Here is a 16,291-nt window from a genome sequence, read left to right on the forward strand (position 1 = left end):
TGAAAACGTTTTTCATTTATAGGAGTTGAGATGTTGGAGTGGCGCGATCTTTGGACAGGAGGTTTCTGAATGCCTGGAGCCTGTGGCGATGCCCCCGTGTGGGGCACGGATTATTCCCTGCCTGATCTATATGAAAAGAGTCTGTTGCTGCCTACGGACATTGCTCACGCGGCGACCGAAGCGCACCCAAGTGAACGCTGGGCGGCGACTCTCAACGCGCCCGTCCTCGTGGTGAAGAACGTCGCTCAGGCGCGGCGCTTGATCCTCGAAGCGCTCAACTTGCGCGGCAAGACTGTTGCGGTAGACGCCAATGCTTCGGTGGACGTTGTCAACGCGGTGAAGAGGCATGGAGCGCAGATTCAGTTTCGGATGTTGGAGCAGGCTTTCGGTCAGGATGAAGCACGGGGATTCGGTTTAGGCGTGGATGCGGCTTGGATGCAGACTCAAGCTGGAGCGTGGATTCAGCCCGCTTCCTCCTCCCCGATTCCTGTTGTGGCAGATTGCAGCGACTCACTGCCGATAGCGAATCCTTCACTTTCTGCCGATGTCACTTTGTATGGCTTGCACCTTTCAGCGGACGAGACTCAGGCGGGCGCGTTGTTGGTCTTTTCCAAACGCGGCGAATGGCTGCGCAATGCGATCGGCATTCGCATGAGCGAGAGCGATCTGCCGTGTTGCGAAAAGTCTGTGGCACAGCATGAACGCTGGTTCGGCGCAGATAGATTGGCGCAAAAGCAGTTGCAGGTGTTGCACGAGATTCGGCGCGGACTGCATGAGGCGGCAGGTTTGCCGATGAATGATGAACAGCAGATTTTTCTGCCGCATGGGGTGGCGGTGCGCATTCCCGATGAATGTGAAGTTTCGACCTTCGTGATGTATCTGCGTGCAGAGAACACACCTTCAAAGTGGGCGCCTGAGATTCGTTCATTGCATTATGCGGCGATTGCCACACAGCGCGAGTCGGCGGAACGGTTGGCGCGTTGGGTCTTAATCCCTGCCAGCCCGTTTTTTACAGAAAAAGAAATTCGCGGCGCGGTCTTGGGTGTGGTGAAGACAGCGGAATATCTTGGTGTGCGTTGGTACACCGATTCGAATCGCGCCGTGGAATATGCCACGTTGATGAATGAAATATACGGCGATGGGCACGACGCCTACCGCCCGATATTTTTACCTGTGCAAATGGTGAATGATGAAAGCGTGGTTTTCGTGGCGGGTTGCCAGGGGGTGGGTGCCGGGCGTCGGCGTTTGGATGCAAAACAGTCATGGCGCGTAGAGCCGGGTGGAACCGCGGGATTGGCGTATCGCAAAATAAATTGGATGGCGGAGTTTGAAGACCGTTCGTCAGCCGCAGGAAATAGCAGGCACATGGAATGATCTGGCGCAAGGCTGCGCTACATTAACCATTAAACAGAGAAAAGGCAATTAGCCGAAGGAGAAAAAATGGATACTCGTGTTCCCGTCACCGTCTTGACTGGTTTTCTTGGCTCAGGCAAGACCACCTTATTGAATCGCATTCTGCATGAGAATCACGGCAAACGCATTGCCGTGATTGAAAACGAATTTGGCGAAGTGGGCGTTGACCAGGAATTGGTCATCGGCGCGGAAGAAGAAGTCTTTGAAATGAACAACGGCTGCATCTGCTGCACCGTGCGCGGAGATTTGATCCGCATTCTCGGCAACCTGATGAAGCGCAAAGACAAGTTCGATTACATCCTGATCGAAACCACAGGCATGGCAGACCCAGGTCCCGTGGCGCAGACCTTCTTCATGGATGAAGAACTCGCCGCGAAAATGCGCCTCGATGGCATCGTCACACTGGTGGACGCCAAACACGTCATTCAGCATTTGGACGATACACCCGAAGTGGTGGAACAGATCGCTTTTGCCGATGTCATTTTGCTCAACAAAGTGGACTTGGTGGAACCTGCCGCGCTGGAAGAACTCGAAAACCGCATCCACGCCATGAACGCCGCCGCAAAGATGTACCGCACACAAGACGCGGTGATCGACCTCGACCGCATTCTCAACGTAGGTGGATTCAACGTCACCCGCGCGATGGAAGTTGACCCGAAGTTTATGGAGCCTGAATATCCTTTTGAGTGGGCGGGTGCGTACAACCTGCACGCTGGCGAATACGAACTCGTCCTGCAACCTGGTCCCGATGATGAGACGATGGATGTTGCTTTTCTGCCGCTGATTTCCGCAGGCGCGGAAGGAATCGAAACCGCCATCATGCCTGCCACGTTAACTTTTTCTGCGCGTGAGTATGCCAAAAAATACAGCGGCGAGTCCATTCAACCCGAAGAACAACTCCATCGTTTGCCCATCACCACCGCGAATGAAATGCGTTTCAAACTCAAAGTGGATCAACCCAGCGCGTACGGATTATTCACCGAGCATCATCCCTCCGAATTTAATCTGGCATTGATGAACAGCGCGGCGATTTCACCCGTCACTCAGCGCGAATTCAAACCGCCGCATGAGCACGACGACGAAGTGACCTCGGTGGGCATCACCACCCCAGGCGACCTCGACGATAAAAAACTCAACGCCTGGCTCGGCAAACTCCTGCGCGAAAAAGGCGTGGACATCTTCCGCATGAAGGGCGTGCTCAGCATCAAAGGCGAAGACCGCCGCTTCGTGTTCCAGGGCGTTCACATGCTCTTCGATGGTCGCCCCGAACGTCCGTGGGGCAACGAGACTCGCCGCAACACGCTCATCTTCATCGGGCGCAACCTCGACCGCGCCGAACTCAACCAATCCTTCCGCGATTGTCTGGCATGAAGAAGACTACATTCAATCACCTCTGGCGCAACGCCATTGACGACCACGTCCTCGCATTGGATTGGTCACCCGACGGGCAGACTCTTGCTGTCGCCAGCGTGAGCGGACCCGTGACTCTCTTCCACCTCGACGGGACGCGCCGCTTCACACTACCCGCTCACGGGTTCGGAACGATGAGCATGAGTTTTCAGCCTTGTCCTGATTCTTCACTTCTTGCCACCAGTGGGCAGGATGGCAAAGTCCGTTTATGGGACTCATCCACGGGCGAACAAATCTGCGAGATGGATGGCGGCTCGGCGTGGGTGGAGCGACTCGACTGGAGCACCGACGGCGCGTATCTCGCTTCGTGTGCGGGGCGCAAGATTCGACTCTGGACGCCCGCAGGGGAAATGCTTCAGGCGTATGACCATCCTCGGTCAACGGTATCCAGCCTCGGCTGGCGTCCGAAGCGGGCAGGGGATGAGCGTCCGCAAGTGTTGGCAGTCACAGGCTACGGCGGATTGAATCTTTATACGCCAGGTGAATCCGCCTGCATTGAAGAAAATCCGTGGAAGGGTTCGGCGTTGGTCATGGCATGGAGTCCCGATGGCAGGTTCATTGCCACAGGTGATCAGGACTCGACCATCCACTTTTGGTTTGCCGACACGGGACAGAACCTGCAAATGTGGGGCTACCCCGTCAAGGTCATGCAACTCGCGTGGGACGCGTCCAGCCGTTACCTTGCCACGGGCGGTAGCGACAGTGTGGTGGTTTGGGATTGTTCAGGCAAGGGACCCGAAGGCAGTAAGCCCGCTACCCTGCAGAGCCACGAAGACCTGATCTCATGCCTCGCCTTTCAACCTGTGGGTGACATCCTCGCCTCGGGCGGACGTGACGGCAATTTGATGTTGTGGCGCGGAATGAAGAATAAAAAAACTCCGCTGCTTACCGCAGAGTTGGAAGAACCCGTTAGTCAAATCAATTGGTCACCCAATGGCAAGTTCCTTGCCGCAGGCACCGAAGCGGGCGACGTGTTTTTGTTTGAAGTGAAGTAACCATAAGAGGAGATTTTGAAATGGCACGTAAACTCAATCACAAAACCCGCAAGGCGCTGGCGCCCAAGACCCGCTTTGGGAAGAGCGTCAGTTTTTCGCAACGGCATACATCGCGTACCTACAAACCCAATCTGCAAAAGGTTACGCTGTTGATTGATGGAAAATCCATCACGCTCACATTGTCGGCGCGTCAAATCCGCTCGCTGGGCAAGGACAAACAACCAAAGAAGTTGATGACCGAATTAAAGAAACTGGCGAAATAAAAAATGAATCCCATCCCTGTCAGCGTCCTCGTCGGGTTTCTCGGCTCAGGCAAGACCACTTTATTGAATCACATTCTCTCGCAAAATCACGGGCACAAGATCGCGATCATTGTCAACGAGTTTGGCGAAATCAACATCGACTCAAAACTGGTGCGCCATACCACCGAAAAAATGATACAGATGTCCAACGGTTGTATCTGTTGCACACTGCGTGATGATCTGCTGCAAGAACTACAAACCCTCAGCCAGACTCCTGAACTGGAATACATCCTGATCGAATCCACGGGGATCGGAGAACCGCTTCCCATCGCCCAGACCTTTTACATGGGCGGTCTCGAAGAGTATGTACGCCTCGACAGCATTATCACCGTTGTAGACGCCTTCAATTTTTGGGATGTCTATCACAGTGAAGGCGAACGGCTGGACGAAAATGGCGCAACCTTTATTGAGCCGCTCGCGCCGCTGCTGGTGGATCAACTTGAATTCACCAACATCGTGTTGTTAAACAAAACCGATCTTGTGGAAAATGAAGATCTGATTGACCTTGAAAGTTTTGTGCAAAAATTGAATCCCGACGCAAAAATCCACCGCACGGTGAAGGGACAACTTGACCCGTCTTTGCTTATCAATACGGGACTTTACGATTATGAGCGCGGCGCCGAAGCTGAGAATTGGGACTTGGAATGGAATCAACCCTCCAGCGAAGTAGAAGAATATGGCTTTGCCAGTTTTGCCTTCCGCAGTGAATCGCTCATGGATTGGAACGCCTTCGATCAGTTCTTGAACAGCCCTGCATACAACCTCGTGACTCGTTCAAAGGGTATTGTCTTTTCAGCGACCATAATCCCATTTTGCTCAGTCAGGCAGGCGGATTGTGCGAAGTGGATGAGATCGAACCCGCCGAAGGTGAAGTGGAAGAAGATACAACCACCGAATTGGTCTTTATCGGACAGGAAATGCCGCGCGAAGAAATCTTAGCTGCGCTTGAATCCTGCAAAGTGTAAATTCATTCATCAAAAAGGAGAATCAAATGAAACGTAAAAATCTTTTCAATGCATTGTGGCTGTTGTTGGCGCTGGTGTTATTAAACATCGGCGTGGCATATGCCAAGCCAGCACAAATGCATATTATGGAAGGCTTTCTGCCTGTCGGCTGGGCGATCTTCTGGTTTGTTGTGTCTCTGCCGTTTTGGGTGATCGGCTATATACGTATCCGTCGCACCGTTGCGGAAAAACCCGAAACACGTCTTCTGTTGGGCATGACGGGCGCGTTTGCTTTCGTATTAAGCGCGCTCAAAATTCCGAGCGTAACGGGTTCAAGCAGTCACCCCACAGGCACAGGGTTGGGCGCGATTCTGTTTGGCCCGTTCGAGATGGTGATTCTTGGGAACCATTGTGCTACTCTTTCAAGCCATCCTGTTGGCGCATGGTGGTCTGACCACACTGGGCGCGAACTCGTTCAGCATGGCAATCGCGGGTCCGTTCGTGGCGTATGGTGTGTGGAAACTGCTCAAAGGGCGCACATCAGATAGTGTTGCCATTTTCACCGCCGCCGCGTTGGCAGACCTTATCACCTACGTGGTCACTTCTGTGCAACTGGCTTTGGCATACCCCGATCCCGTCAGCGGATTCATGGGATCGTTCGTCAAGTTCTGCACCATCTTTGCCGTCACTCAAATTCCGTTGGCGATCAGCGAAGGCATTCTGACGGTGTTGGTCGTCAACGCGCTTAAGGGATTGGCTGTGCCCGAACTCAAATCCATTGGACTCGCAGGAGCAAAGTCATGAAGCAAAACACCTTGATCCTTATTCTGATTGTGATCGCATTGGCAATCGTGCCGCTCTTCTTAAATCCGAATTCTGAATTCGGCGGCGCAGATGGTCAGGCGGAAGGCGCGATCCTTGAAATTGCGCCAAACTATCAGCCCTGGTTTGAATCCCCGTGGTCGCCTCCAGGCGGCGAAACGGAAAGCCTGTTATTCGCCTTGCAAGCCGCGCTCGGCGCGGGCGTGATCGGCTATTACTTCGGCGTCAAACGCGGACAATTTACCACGAAGAAATAAAACATTGAATCTGATCGACCGCACCGCCTACGCAACACCCTTACGCAAACTAGACCCGGCGTATAAGGCTGGGTTTAGTTTGCTTGTTCTCATTTTGTGCCTCGTGCTCAACCGTCCGCTGGTGGGGGCGGTGGCAGCGGCCTGGATGTGGATTCTCTCCATTTGGTGGGCGCAGCTACCAGCAAGTCTGATCCGAAAAGTTTTGCTGGCAGAGGGCATATTTTTGGCGTTATCCGTCGCGGGCGTGGCGGTCAACATCCGCTTTTATCCATTCTTTTTTGGGATGACTGCCGACGGGCTGGATTCTGCGCTGCTGCTTTTTACCCGCGCCCTGGGTTGTGCCTCAGCGATGAATTTTCTCGCTCTTACCACGCCGTTAGTTGATCTGTTGGACCTGGGCAGGAGGCTGCGCCTTGCGCCTCTTTTGCTTGATCTAATGACCTTGATCTACCGCTTTATTTTTACCCTGCTCGAAAGCATGGAGCGAATGCGAACCGCGCAAGACGCGCGCCTCGGCTACAGTGGATTTTGGCGCGGCATGTCGAGCGCAGGGGAATTGGCAGCGCGTCTGTTCGTGGACGCGTATCAACGCAGTGCGCGCGTACAGATAGCGCTGGAAGGGCGCGGATATGCGGGCGAGTTGCGCGTGCTGCCTGCGGAGTATCGGCGCGACAGGCGCGTGTTTGTGCTGGCGGCGATTGTTACATTGAGTATGTTTTTTGTTTGGAGTTTATGATGTGTCTGCTTGAACTGGTTAATATTCATTACAGTTATGCAGGACATGAACGCAATGCCCTGCATGGAGTTTCTCTTCACTTCCCACCCGGCGACCGTGTGGCATTGATCGGGCGCAACGGTTCGGGCAAGTCCACGCTCATGCTGCATTGCAACGGAATCTTATTTCCGCAGCAGGGTGAAGTGCGTCTGGGAGGAGTTACCGTCACATCAGACCGCGCTTCCTTAACCAACCTGCGCCGTCATGTAGGATTGGTTTTGCAAGACCCCGATGACCAGTTATTTTCAGCAAGTGTCGCGCAGGATATTAGCTTTGGTCCGCTCAATCTGGGACTTTCCACCAGTGAAGCCCGTGCCCGTGTAGACGAAGCCGCCGCGTTATGTGATGTAACGCACCTGCTGGAGCGTCCCACTCATGCTTTATCTGGCGGCGAAAAGACCCGTGTCGCATTGGCGGGTGTGCTTGCCATGCAGCCGTCCATTTTGGTGGCGGATGAACTCATCAATAGTCTCGATCCGTGGGCACGCCAGCAAATATTCACCATTTTGGATCGCCTGGTGAAAAGTGGCAAAACCGTCATGCTCGCCACACATGATATGGATGTTGCCTTTGGCTGGGCAGATCGCGTGGTCTGGATGAATGAAGGTAAAGTTTATTTTGATGGAAGCGCAGTTGAAGCACAACTGCTTTTTGAAAGTGAAAATCCCGCCTTTGCTGGGCATGTCCCGCCAAGGTTATAAAGAAAAGTAAGGTATGGTTCTCTCAACTTATCCATCCATCATGGTACACTAAATTTGCTTGTAACACAGCAAATCCCAAAAATCGTAAATCTGAAATCGTAAACCCTATGTCACATACTCCTCATCGACTTGAAATAGAAAACATAAGCATTGGCTACGGCGACAAAATCATCATGCAGGACTTGAGTTTTCAGGTTCCGCACGGCTCGCGCGTGGCTGTCGTTGGTCCAAACGGCGCGGGAAAGTCCACGCTGTTCAAAGCATTGGTTGGGATTTTGCCCCTGAAAAGCGGGAAAATTTTTATCCACGGTGAAACGATTGGCTCTCATAAAGATTGCGTTGCCTATGTGCCGCAGCGTGAAGATGTAGACTGGCGCTTTCCGGTGACAGTCAGCGATGTGGTGATGATGGGGCGGTTTGGTCAAATTGGCTGGTGGAGCAATCCGTCGAAAAAAGATAAGCAGATTGTCCGCAAAAGCATTGAGCAAATGGGGATCACAAATCTGGCAGACCTTTCCATTGGTCAACTCTCTGGCGGGCAGCAGCAGCGCGCATTTTTGGCGCGCGCCCTGGCGCAGGAGCCGCACATCCTTTTAATGGATGAACCCTTCACAGGCGTGGATGCCACCACACAGGAAGTGACCTTTGGTCTGCTCGATCATTTGCGCGACAAACAAGTGACCACCATTATTTCCACGCATGACCTTAATCTCGCCGCCACACGCTTTGACCTTGTGCTGTTAATTAATCATCGCCTGATCGCATTTGGCACGCCGCAACAAGTGTTCACGAAGGAAAACCTTGCATCCGCTTTTGGTAATTCATTACTCGTGATGGAAAACGGAATGATGCTGGTTGATGAGTGCTGTCCGCCGGATGAAGAACACCATCATATAGAGGTCAAATGAATTTTCTTCTTGAACCCCTTACCTATCAATTCATGCAGCGCGGACTTTTCGCCTCGGTCATCGTCGGTGTACTATGTGCTGTCATGGGAACGTATGTTGTCCTGCGCGGCATGGCTTTTCTGGGTGACGCCATGGCGCACGCGATTCTGCCGGGGGTGGCAATTGCCTATTTATTAAATGGCAACTTACTGGTCGGCGCGGGAATCGCGGCTGTCATTGTCGCTTTGAGCATCGGGCTGTTCTCACGCGAAGGCGTGGTCAAAGAGGATACCGCCATCGGAATCCTCTTTGCGGCAGCGCTCTCACTCGGCGTGGCATTGATCAGTTCCATGCAAACCTACGCCGTAGACTTATCTCATATTTTGTTCGGCGACGTGTTGGGAGTCAGCGCCGCAGATCTGTGGATGATCGCCATTCTGAGTTTGATCATTCTCTTAACTGTTGCCTTGTTCTTCAAACAATTTCTGGTCATTTCCTTTGACCCGGTTCTCGCCGCCACCCTGCGCCTGCCAGCTGAACTATTGAGAAATCTGATGCTGGTGCTTTTAGCACTGACCGTTGTAGTGTCACTGCAAACCGTAGGCGTCAGTCTCGCCGCCGCCATGCTTGTTACTCCGGCTGCGACTGCGTATTTGCTCACGCGAAGATTACTACCAATGATGCTCGTCTCCGCATTGATCGGCGCGCTCTCCTCCATCATCGGACTGTATTTAAGTTATTACCTGAACATTGTTTCAGGCTCCACCATAGTACTAACGGCTACCGCGTTTTTCATGTTTGCCTTCTTGTGGAAGAGAATGAAATCTGTATAATGGCTCTATCGTTTCCACTGTTTATTAATAAGGAGAAAACAACATGGCTCTGATCGAAGTTTCCACCATCATCAACAAACCCGCAGACGTGATCTTCGCGCATATCACCAACCCTGATAATCAGAAAAATCAATACGTTGTCAGCGTTGAATTTGACGGCCCGATAAAACTCGGCGCAAAATGCAAGACCACAGTGAAATCCACGCAGGGTGTTGTCAATGTGATCACATCAGAAGTGATCGCTTTTGAACAAAACAAGGTCTACGGCACCAAGACCTTTGCCGCGCCGCCTGCCTCAGATGTAACCAGCACTTATCTTCTCGAAGCAGCGGGCAGCGGCACAAAACTCACCATGCAGACCGAAGCCATGCTGATGCCCGCAGGGATGCCGTCCATGCCCGGCATGGAAGATATGATCAAGAAGCAGATGCTTTCGAGTTACGAGAGTACATTGGCTGCGTTGAAGAAAGCCATTGAAGGATAGATAGCTATTCCTGATGAATATGAAGCCCTTCTGACCGAAGGGCTTTTTTTAACCACAAACTTCATTGGTCTTTGTCAACAACAACTGACCGGAAATTTATTTATTTATCAACAAGCGGTAGAATACAGCCCATGCGAAACAAAACACCATTCTCACACAGACTCCTTTCCTTCTTTCTTCTTTCTTTTTTGGTTTCCTGCACTTCCTTTTCCCCGGCGTCCACGGCAACCCCTGCCGCATCGTTTACTCCCGCAGCAACCAATACTCCTTTGCCCACAGTAACTCCTGTGCCACCCACATCCACGCCCATCCCGGCGCCTGATCGCGCGAAATACATCCTCAACACAACCATTGACTATGACGCGCACACCGTCACAGTGGATGAAACCATTCTCTATCCCAACCTGACAGGCAGCCAGCTCAACACGCTGGTCATCGCCATCGTTCCCAATCTGTGGGATGGCAGTTTTACCCTCGGCAGTATTTCCATTGACGGCATTCCCACCACCACCTATTCCTTCACCGGCCAAAGACTGGATATTGCACTATCCTCCTTTGTTCTGCCGCGCGATGTGTTAACCATTAATATCCAATACACACTTTCCCTTCCATTTGCAGAACAGGAAGACCCTAATGTTTCACGCCCGCGGATTTATGGATATACCAACCGCCAGTTGAATCTCACCAACTGGTATCCCTTCGTTGTGCCCTCTATCAACGGCGACTGGGTACTACATGAACCGTGGTTCTATGGCGAACATCTGGTTTATGACTCAGCCGACTATGAAGTCAACCTCAAATTTACAGACCCCGCTACAGCGCCCATCGTTGCCGCAAGCGGTGTCCCTGAACCGCAAGCGGATTTCACCCGTTACACCATCACCTCCGCGCGGACTTTTGCCCTCGCTGCCAGCCGCGAGTTTCAAGTCTCAAGTTTATTGGTCGGAGATATCACCGTCTCAAGTTACTATTATCCATTAAGCGATAACGCCGGACAAGCCGCCCTGCAAGCCAGCGCCGAAGCCGTACAGGTATTCAGTCAACGCTACGGGCCATATCCACACAAGTCGCTTTCACTGGTCATGGGTGATTTCAATGACGGCATGGAATATTCCGCCTTCTTTTATCTGAGCCGCGATTTTTATAATCTCTCCGCCCGCACACCCGCCAACTATTTAACCTTTGTCGCCGTACATGAAACATCCCATCAATGGTGGTTTGAACAGATCGGAAACGATCAGGCTTTACAGCCCTGGGTGGATGAAGCACTGGCCGCATATTCCGAACGGGTCTATTATGAAAATGTCCACCCTGATCTTGTAGGCTGGTGGTGGACCTATCGCATCGATTTTTACAAGCCGCAGGGCTTTGTAGACATCCCGATTTATGACGGACAAGGCTTCCGCCCTTACACCAACGCGGCCTACTTTCAAGGCGCGCATTTTCTTGAAGACCTGCGCACACGCATCGGCGATGAAGCCTTCTTCGCCTTCCTACAGGATTACGTCGTGCAAGGACAGGGAAAAATCGTCACCGCAAATGATTTCTTCCGCATCCTCAGCGAACACACCAGCACAGACTATTCAGACATTGTGCGCCAATATTTTCAAAACATTTATTAATGTCCACTCCTCATTTTCGCACTCCACTTAAGCGTTCTGGAATACGTCTCGCTTTTTATTTTTTACTTTTTACTTTACTCGCATCCTGCACTTCTCCAACTCCCGCCGCGCAGGTTTTCCCAACCTTTATTTTAGTCACACAAGACCCGAACGCATCGCCCACGCCAACGCCCTTTCAACCATCTGGGCAGATCGAAACACCACTGCCGACCTTTACACAAGCCCCGCCCGCATCTGAGACTCCGACTGCCACCGCAACCGCCACGCAGACGTTGACCCCGCTTCCTCCGACGCCGATAATTGCTCCAGTCACGTTGACAGAATCAGCGCCCGCGACTCCCTCCCGCACGAATTACATTCTCTACGCAACTTTGGATTTCGCCGCGCACACACTCGATGTCGAAGAGACCATCCGCTATTACAACACCACGGGCGTGGCGCTCTCTGATATTGTTTTATCGGTTCAGCCCAATCGCTATGGCGGAAGTGTTTTCGTCTTAAGCTCCATCGCACAGGATAATGTATCGCTGACGAATTTCACGATCAACGATCAACGCTTCACATTGAATCTGCCGCAGCCGCTTCAGCCAAACTCGGCCACCACACTGACTCTCAACTTCAAACTCAACATCCCCGCCAAAGCCTCCAGCGGACTTTTTGGCTACGACTTCAACCAGATCAATCTCATAGACTGGTATCCATTCGTTGTGCCCTATATTAACGGTTGGACATTGCATGACCCGATGCCTTTTGGCGAACATCTTGTATACGACTCTTCTGATATTGAATTAAATCTCAAGACGGGTTCCGATGTGATCGTAGCCGCCAGCGCGCCTTCAGATCAAAACGGCGAATGGACCCGCTACCGGCTGTACGGCGCGCGCACGTTCACACTCTCAGCAAGTACCGAATTTCTCGTGGCCGAATCAGCTGTCGGGTCGGTGGTGATCCGCTCGTATTATTTCGATGGATATAAAGCCGCAGGCGAGTCGATCTTATATTCGGCAGGACAAGCCGTCAGCATATTTTCCACAAAATTTGCGGCGTATCCATACGAAACACTGGCGGTGGTGCAGACCGATATTCACGATGGGCAGGAATATGACGGGCTGATTTTTCTGGCTTCAGATTTTTACGGGCAATTTGGCGGCGGCGCGAAAAATAACTTAACCACGATCGGTGTGCATGAAATATCGCATCAATGGTGGTATGGATTGGTCGGCAACGATCAGGCGCTGGAACCGTGGCTTGATGAAATGATGGCAACCTATAGCGAGAAAATTTTCTTTGAATATAACTATCCCAATTACGGTGATTGGTGGTGGCAATATCGCGTGGATTTTTTCGGACCGGCCGGTTATGTGGATACGCCGATCTATACCTGGGGTTCACAGCGGTCGTATGTCAACGCAGTCTATTTGAATGGCGCGCATTTTATGGATGATCTGCGCGTGCGTATGGGAGACGATAATTTTTCCGTTTTCTAAAAGGGTACGCTGCCAGTTACGGGCGCAGCCGCGCAACCACGTACGATTTTTTCGCCACCGCACGCGCCAACACCGATGCTGACCTTAGCGACCTGATCGCCGAATATTTTTCAGGTTCGTATTAAACAATATCCACCGTGAATATTTTTTTCGAAATTCAATTTGGTTTGGCAGGCCGAAGTCTGCATTCTGATATCGATAGTCTACCGTCTGAAAAATAATTATGAATCGTCCCTATACATTTATCAACGTGGCCGCCACAGCCGATGGAAAGATCGACACCTTTGAGCGCAAAGGCTCTGCGATTTCATCTGCCCAAGACAAGGCCCGCGTGGATGAATTACGCGCCAATGCAGATGCGGTGCTCGTCGGGGGGAAGACTCTTCTCGAAGAACAACCCAAGCTGACGGTTAAGAGCGAAGCGCTGCGTGAGGGCAGAATCAAGCGCGGAGCGGCGCCGAATCCGATCAAGGTGGGGGTTGTGACAGTCGCAGATATTCCGCTTGAGTCAGATTTTATTAAAGCAGGTCCGGCGCGAGCCGTAATATTTACTACATCACAGACATCTATAAGCCACCTCGAAGCTTTGCGCGCACACGGTGTGGAAGTCTTTGTGCATGACGAGCCGCGTGTGGATCTGAAAAAGATGATGGACACATTAAGTGAACTTGGTGTAAATCGTTTGATGGTGGAAGGCGGCGGGACAATTAATTTTGAGTTGATGAAACTTGGTCTGGTGGATGAATTGACGATCTACATCGCACCGCTGATCTTTGGTGGAGACCAGGCGCCCACACTCGCGGCCGGAAATGGATTTACACGAAATGAAGCCATTGCATTGAAACTGGAAAAAGTTGAAACGCACGAAGATGGCGGAATACTACTAATTTACAAATTGTGAGGAAAACATGACTACATTTACACATGAACAAATTGAACTATTAATCGAAGAAGATTGCTGTCACGAATGTGAAGGCTTTGGCAAAGACAAAGTATGTGTCCATATTGAAGCCATCGCTGAATTGCCTTCACGCTTTGGCGATTTTCATATCGTTGCATTCTCGAATAACCAGGATAACAAAGAGCATGTTGCCATCATCAAAGGCGAAGTGCTGGGTGCAGATGATGTGCCTGTGCGGCTGCACTCTGAATGTTTAACCGGCGATGTGATCGGCTCACTGCGCTGCGATTGCCGCGATCAACTCGAGGCTGCCTTAAAGAAAATCGGCGAAATGGAAAAAGGCATTGTGCTCTATCTGCGTCAGGAAGGCCGCGGCATCGGGTTGACCAATAAGATCCGCGCCTATAGTTTGCAGGATCAAGGCCTCGATACTGTTGAAGCAAATCTCGCGCTCGGCTTCCGTGATGATGAACGTGATTACGCGATCGCTGCGCACATGCTGCATTCGCTCAAGGTGCAGTCTATTAATTTGATGACCAACAATCCAAAGAAAATGGATCAACTCACGCAATACGGTGTGAAGGTCAACTCGCGCATTCCGCACATTTTGCCAAGCAACGAACACAATCGTTTTTATCTTGAAACCAAAGCCGCTAAATCCGGTCACATGATCGATTTCAACGGCAAGGAACATCTGCCTGAACAAAGCGACAAACCGATCGTCGAAGGCATGGACGAATCTCAGATCAAGGCTATGTATGACTAAAACAATTGTCATTACTGGCGCAACGGGTGCGCTTGGAAATTTGGTTGCAAAGACGTTTGCAGAACTTGGGCACAACATTGCACTGCTTGACCGCAATCAAATTAAATTGGATTCCCTGACCCGGGATTTAAATCTGCCCTCAGAAAGACTCTACACCCAAACCATTGACCTGCTTAATGGGCCGGCGGTTCATGACTCAGCCGAAGCTGTTGTTTCCAAATTTGGCCGTATCCACGCTTTGATCCATCTCGTCGGCGGCTGGACAGGCGGCAAGACCCTCCCGGAATCATCCAAAGATGATTTCGAATCCATGCTCAACCAGCACGTGTGGACGACATTTCACCTGCTCCAGGCCTTTGCTCCGCATCTCGCCGCCAGTCAGCATGGACGTGTGATCATCGTCTCCAAACCTGAAACCGTGAAACCTTCAGCAAAGACAGCATTGTATACGGCTGCAAAATCTGCACAGGAAAGTCTGGTGCTGACTCTCGCCGAAGAATACAAAGACAGCGGATTGACCGCGAATGTGATTCATGTCAAATCGATTGATACAAAAAACGAAGGCAAGGGAACCACGCCCGCAGAAATTGTCTCCGCGATGACTTATTTGTTTTCCGACGAAGCCAGTAAGGTGAACGGCGCGAGAATTCCGCTGTACGGCTAGTTGGCATCAACCCCGAAGTCCCAAAGGCACGACACTTGCACCGTGCTGCGTTTGGTGCAGTGCGGTGAGGCACCAAGATAGAAACTTTGAGGCTTTGTGATTTGGTGTCTTTGTGGTTATGAAAACTTAAGTTTCAGTTTGAAATCCGTTATACTCGCGGGATGAAAAGCCAACTTATCACAACCAACAATATCAATTTACATGTCATGACCGACGGACCTGAAAACGGGCCGGCGGTCTTTTTATTGCATGGGTTTCCAGAGTTTCATTATGGCTGGAAGAATCAAATCCCTGCGCTGGTGGAAGCAGGCTTTCGGGTTATTGTCCCCGATCAACGCGGATACAATCTCTCAGATAAGCCAAAGGGAGTCTCTGCTTATGATGTGGATATTCTTGCAAAAGATATTGTCGGTTTGTTCGATCATTTTGGGATTCAAAAAGCAAAACTTGTCGGTCACGATTGGGGCGCCGTGGTCGCGTGGACAATCGCGATTAATCACCCGGAACGGCTGGAAAAGCTCGCCATCTTAAATGTTCCGCATCCTGATGTAATGACAGATTTTGTATTGCATAACCCTGCTCAACGCAAAAAATCCTGGTATGTTTTTTTCTTTCAAATCCCCTGGTTCGTGGAGTGGATGTTAAGCAAAAATAATTTTGAATATCTGGGACGCATGTTGACCCGTTCAGGCCGCAAATCCACATTTACCGAAGCAGATGTGGTGGAATACAAAAAAGCCTGGTCGCAAAAAGGCGCATTGACTGGAATGCTGAATTGGTATCGCTCTGTCATGCGCCGTGGATTGCGATCCGCGTTTAGCAAAAAGAAACCGGCGCGGCGTGTGCATGTCCCGACCATGATGTTGTGGGGCAAACGTGATGTTGCGTTGAGTTCTGAAATGGCGCAGCCGTCAATTGACCTGTGCGATGAAGGTGATCTGACCTTCTTCGACAAGTCCACGCATTGGGTGCAGCATGATGCCAGTGTGGAAGTCAACCAAAAATTGATCGAATTCATGAAATAGTCC

18 protein-coding genes and 2 pseudogenes are annotated in these 16,291 nt (G+C 51.3%); 19 read left to right on the forward strand and 1 reads right to left on the reverse strand.

Features of this window, described 5'->3' with window-relative positions:
- The first annotated feature begins 69 nt into the window (after window positions 1-69).
- The 13 genes and pseudogenes from IPL71_RS24595 to IPL71_RS24655 all read left to right on the forward strand — a co-directional run bounded on the left by IPL71_RS24595 (window position 70) and on the right by IPL71_RS24655 (window position 9,823).
- Window positions 70-1,374, forward strand: coding sequence for a hypothetical protein (locus IPL71_RS24595; RefSeq protein WP_345326255.1), 1,305 nt, complete (start codon window positions 70-72; stop codon window positions 1,372-1,374).
- Between the two features lie 66 nt (window positions 1,375-1,440).
- Window positions 1,441-2,784: a CobW family GTP-binding protein gene (locus IPL71_RS24600; protein ID WP_345326256.1), complete on the forward strand. Its 1,344-nt coding sequence runs from the start codon at window positions 1,441-1,443 to the stop codon at window positions 2,782-2,784.
- Window positions 2,781-3,818, forward strand: a complete 1,038-nt coding sequence (locus IPL71_RS24605; protein ID WP_345326257.1) for a WD40 repeat domain-containing protein — start codon at window positions 2,781-2,783, stop codon at window positions 3,816-3,818. The genes IPL71_RS24600 and IPL71_RS24605 overlap by 4 nt, the downstream gene beginning before the upstream one ends.
- Before the next feature lie 20 nt (window positions 3,819-3,838).
- On the forward strand, window positions 3,839-4,081 hold the full coding sequence (locus IPL71_RS24610) for a large ribosomal subunit protein bL28 (RefSeq protein ID WP_345107272.1): 243 nt from the start codon (window positions 3,839-3,841) through the stop codon (window positions 4,079-4,081).
- A 3-nt stretch (window positions 4,082-4,084) separates the two neighbouring features.
- Window positions 4,085-4,609 (forward strand): annotated as a pseudogene (locus IPL71_RS24615) (CobW family GTP-binding protein); the annotation flags it as partial.
- A gap of 344 nt (window positions 4,610-4,953) precedes the next feature.
- On the forward strand, window positions 4,954-5,085 hold the full coding sequence (locus IPL71_RS24620; protein ID WP_345326259.1) for a GTP-binding protein: 132 nt from the start codon (window positions 4,954-4,956) through the stop codon (window positions 5,083-5,085).
- Between the two features lie 26 nt (window positions 5,086-5,111).
- Window positions 5,112-5,868 (forward strand): annotated as a pseudogene (locus tag IPL71_RS24625) (energy-coupling factor ABC transporter permease).
- Complete coding sequence (gene cbiN / locus IPL71_RS24630; protein ID WP_345107281.1) at window positions 5,865-6,143, forward strand: cobalt ECF transporter S component CbiN; 279 nt, start codon at window positions 5,865-5,867, stop codon at window positions 6,141-6,143. Before IPL71_RS24625 ends, cbiN begins: the two are co-directional and overlap by 4 nt.
- A 4-nt stretch (window positions 6,144-6,147) precedes the next feature.
- A complete protein-coding gene (gene cbiQ, locus IPL71_RS24635) occupies window positions 6,148-6,879 on the forward strand; it encodes a cobalt ECF transporter T component CbiQ (RefSeq protein WP_345326261.1) in 732 nt (243 codons plus the stop codon).
- Window positions 6,876-7,619: an energy-coupling factor ABC transporter ATP-binding protein gene (locus IPL71_RS24640; RefSeq protein ID WP_345326263.1), complete on the forward strand. Its 744-nt coding sequence runs from the start codon at window positions 6,876-6,878 to the stop codon at window positions 7,617-7,619. Before cbiQ ends, IPL71_RS24640 begins: the two co-directional genes overlap by 4 nt.
- Before the next feature lie 107 nt (window positions 7,620-7,726).
- Window positions 7,727-8,527: a metal ABC transporter ATP-binding protein gene (locus tag IPL71_RS24645; RefSeq protein ID WP_345326264.1), complete on the forward strand. Its 801-nt coding sequence runs from the start codon at window positions 7,727-7,729 to the stop codon at window positions 8,525-8,527.
- Entirely contained in the window at window positions 8,524-9,339 is an 816-nt protein-coding gene (locus tag IPL71_RS24650) for a metal ABC transporter permease (protein WP_345326266.1), read from the forward strand. The genes IPL71_RS24645 and IPL71_RS24650 overlap by 4 nt, the downstream gene beginning before the upstream one ends.
- Before the next feature lie 43 nt (window positions 9,340-9,382).
- Window positions 9,383-9,823 carry an SRPBCC family protein gene (locus IPL71_RS24655; RefSeq protein WP_345326268.1) on the forward strand — a complete coding sequence of 147 codons (441 nt, stop codon included), beginning with the start codon at window positions 9,383-9,385 and terminating at the stop codon, window positions 9,821-9,823.
- Between the two features lie 100 nt (window positions 9,824-9,923).
- Here the strand turns inward: IPL71_RS24655 and IPL71_RS24660 are convergent, their stop codons facing one another.
- The gene (locus IPL71_RS24660; RefSeq protein ID WP_345326270.1) at window positions 9,924-10,100 is read right to left on the reverse strand and encodes a hypothetical protein; all 177 of its coding nucleotides are present in this window, start codon (window positions 10,098-10,100) and stop codon (window positions 9,924-9,926) included.
- Between IPL71_RS24660 and IPL71_RS24665 the strand changes: the two genes are divergently transcribed.
- The 6 genes from IPL71_RS24665 (at window position 10,093) to IPL71_RS24690 (ending at window position 16,288) form a co-directional block, all read left to right on the forward strand.
- A complete protein-coding gene (locus tag IPL71_RS24665; RefSeq protein WP_345326272.1) occupies window positions 10,093-11,445 on the forward strand; it encodes a M1 family metallopeptidase in 1,353 nt (450 codons plus the stop codon). The genes IPL71_RS24660 and IPL71_RS24665 overlap by 8 nt on opposite strands.
- The gene (locus IPL71_RS24670) at window positions 11,445-12,932 is read left to right on the forward strand and encodes a gluzincin family metallopeptidase (protein WP_345326273.1); all 1,488 of its coding nucleotides are present in this window, start codon (window positions 11,445-11,447) and stop codon (window positions 12,930-12,932) included. Before IPL71_RS24665 ends, IPL71_RS24670 begins: the two co-directional genes overlap by 1 nt.
- A 223-nt stretch (window positions 12,933-13,155) precedes the next feature.
- Window positions 13,156-13,833 carry a 2,5-diamino-6-(ribosylamino)-4(3H)-pyrimidinone 5'-phosphate reductase gene (locus tag IPL71_RS24675; RefSeq protein ID WP_345326275.1) on the forward strand — a complete coding sequence of 226 codons (678 nt, stop codon included), beginning with the start codon at window positions 13,156-13,158 and terminating at the stop codon, window positions 13,831-13,833.
- 7 nt (window positions 13,834-13,840) lie between these two features.
- Window positions 13,841-14,599 carry a GTP cyclohydrolase II gene (ribA, locus tag IPL71_RS24680; RefSeq protein ID WP_345326276.1) on the forward strand — a complete coding sequence of 253 codons (759 nt, stop codon included), beginning with the start codon at window positions 13,841-13,843 and terminating at the stop codon, window positions 14,597-14,599.
- Window positions 14,592-15,263: an SDR family NAD(P)-dependent oxidoreductase gene (locus tag IPL71_RS24685; RefSeq protein ID WP_345326278.1), complete on the forward strand. Its 672-nt coding sequence runs from the start codon at window positions 14,592-14,594 to the stop codon at window positions 15,261-15,263. Before ribA ends, IPL71_RS24685 begins: the two co-directional genes overlap by 8 nt.
- A 161-nt stretch (window positions 15,264-15,424) precedes the next feature.
- Entirely contained in the window at window positions 15,425-16,288 is an 864-nt protein-coding gene (locus IPL71_RS24690; RefSeq protein WP_345326280.1) for an alpha/beta fold hydrolase, read from the forward strand.
- The last annotated feature ends 3 nt before the right edge of the window (window positions 16,289-16,291 follow it).

The sequence above is a fragment of the Candidatus Villigracilis proximus genome, assembly GCF_016717045.1.
Taxonomy (GTDB): Bacteria; Chloroflexota; Anaerolineae; order Anaerolineales; family Villigracilaceae; genus Villigracilis; species Villigracilis proximus.

What these genes read in the sequence shown, in the direction of transcription:
- IPL71_RS24595 (WP_345326255.1), top strand. Translation starts at nt 70, where the DNA reads ATGCCTGGAGCCTGTGGCGATGCCCCCGTGTGGGGCACGGATTATTCC.
- IPL71_RS24650 (WP_345326266.1), top strand. Translation starts at nt 8,524, where the DNA reads ATGAATTTTCTTCTTGAACCCCTTACCTATCAATTCATGCAGCGCGGA.
- IPL71_RS24610 (WP_345107272.1), top strand. Translation starts at nt 3,839, where the DNA reads ATGGCACGTAAACTCAATCACAAAACCCGCAAGGCGCTGGCGCCCAAG.
- IPL71_RS24685 (WP_345326278.1), top strand. Translation starts at nt 14,592, where the DNA reads ATGACTAAAACAATTGTCATTACTGGCGCAACGGGTGCGCTTGGAAAT.
- cbiN (WP_345107281.1), top strand. Translation starts at nt 5,865, where the DNA reads ATGAAGCAAAACACCTTGATCCTTATTCTGATTGTGATCGCATTGGCA.
- IPL71_RS24675 (WP_345326275.1), top strand. Translation starts at nt 13,156, where the DNA reads ATGAATCGTCCCTATACATTTATCAACGTGGCCGCCACAGCCGATGGA.
- IPL71_RS24670 (WP_345326273.1), top strand. Translation starts at nt 11,445, where the DNA reads ATGTCCACTCCTCATTTTCGCACTCCACTTAAGCGTTCTGGAATACGT.
- IPL71_RS24655 (WP_345326268.1), top strand. Translation starts at nt 9,383, where the DNA reads ATGGCTCTGATCGAAGTTTCCACCATCATCAACAAACCCGCAGACGTG.
- IPL71_RS24600 (WP_345326256.1), top strand. Translation starts at nt 1,441, where the DNA reads ATGGATACTCGTGTTCCCGTCACCGTCTTGACTGGTTTTCTTGGCTCA.
- IPL71_RS24645 (WP_345326264.1), top strand. Translation starts at nt 7,727, where the DNA reads ATGTCACATACTCCTCATCGACTTGAAATAGAAAACATAAGCATTGGC.
- IPL71_RS24605 (WP_345326257.1), top strand. Translation starts at nt 2,781, where the DNA reads ATGAAGAAGACTACATTCAATCACCTCTGGCGCAACGCCATTGACGAC.
- ribA (WP_345326276.1), top strand. Translation starts at nt 13,841, where the DNA reads ATGACTACATTTACACATGAACAAATTGAACTATTAATCGAAGAAGAT.
- IPL71_RS24690 (WP_345326280.1), top strand. Translation starts at nt 15,425, where the DNA reads ATGAAAAGCCAACTTATCACAACCAACAATATCAATTTACATGTCATG.
- IPL71_RS24640 (WP_345326263.1), top strand. Translation starts at nt 6,876, where the DNA reads ATGATGTGTCTGCTTGAACTGGTTAATATTCATTACAGTTATGCAGGA.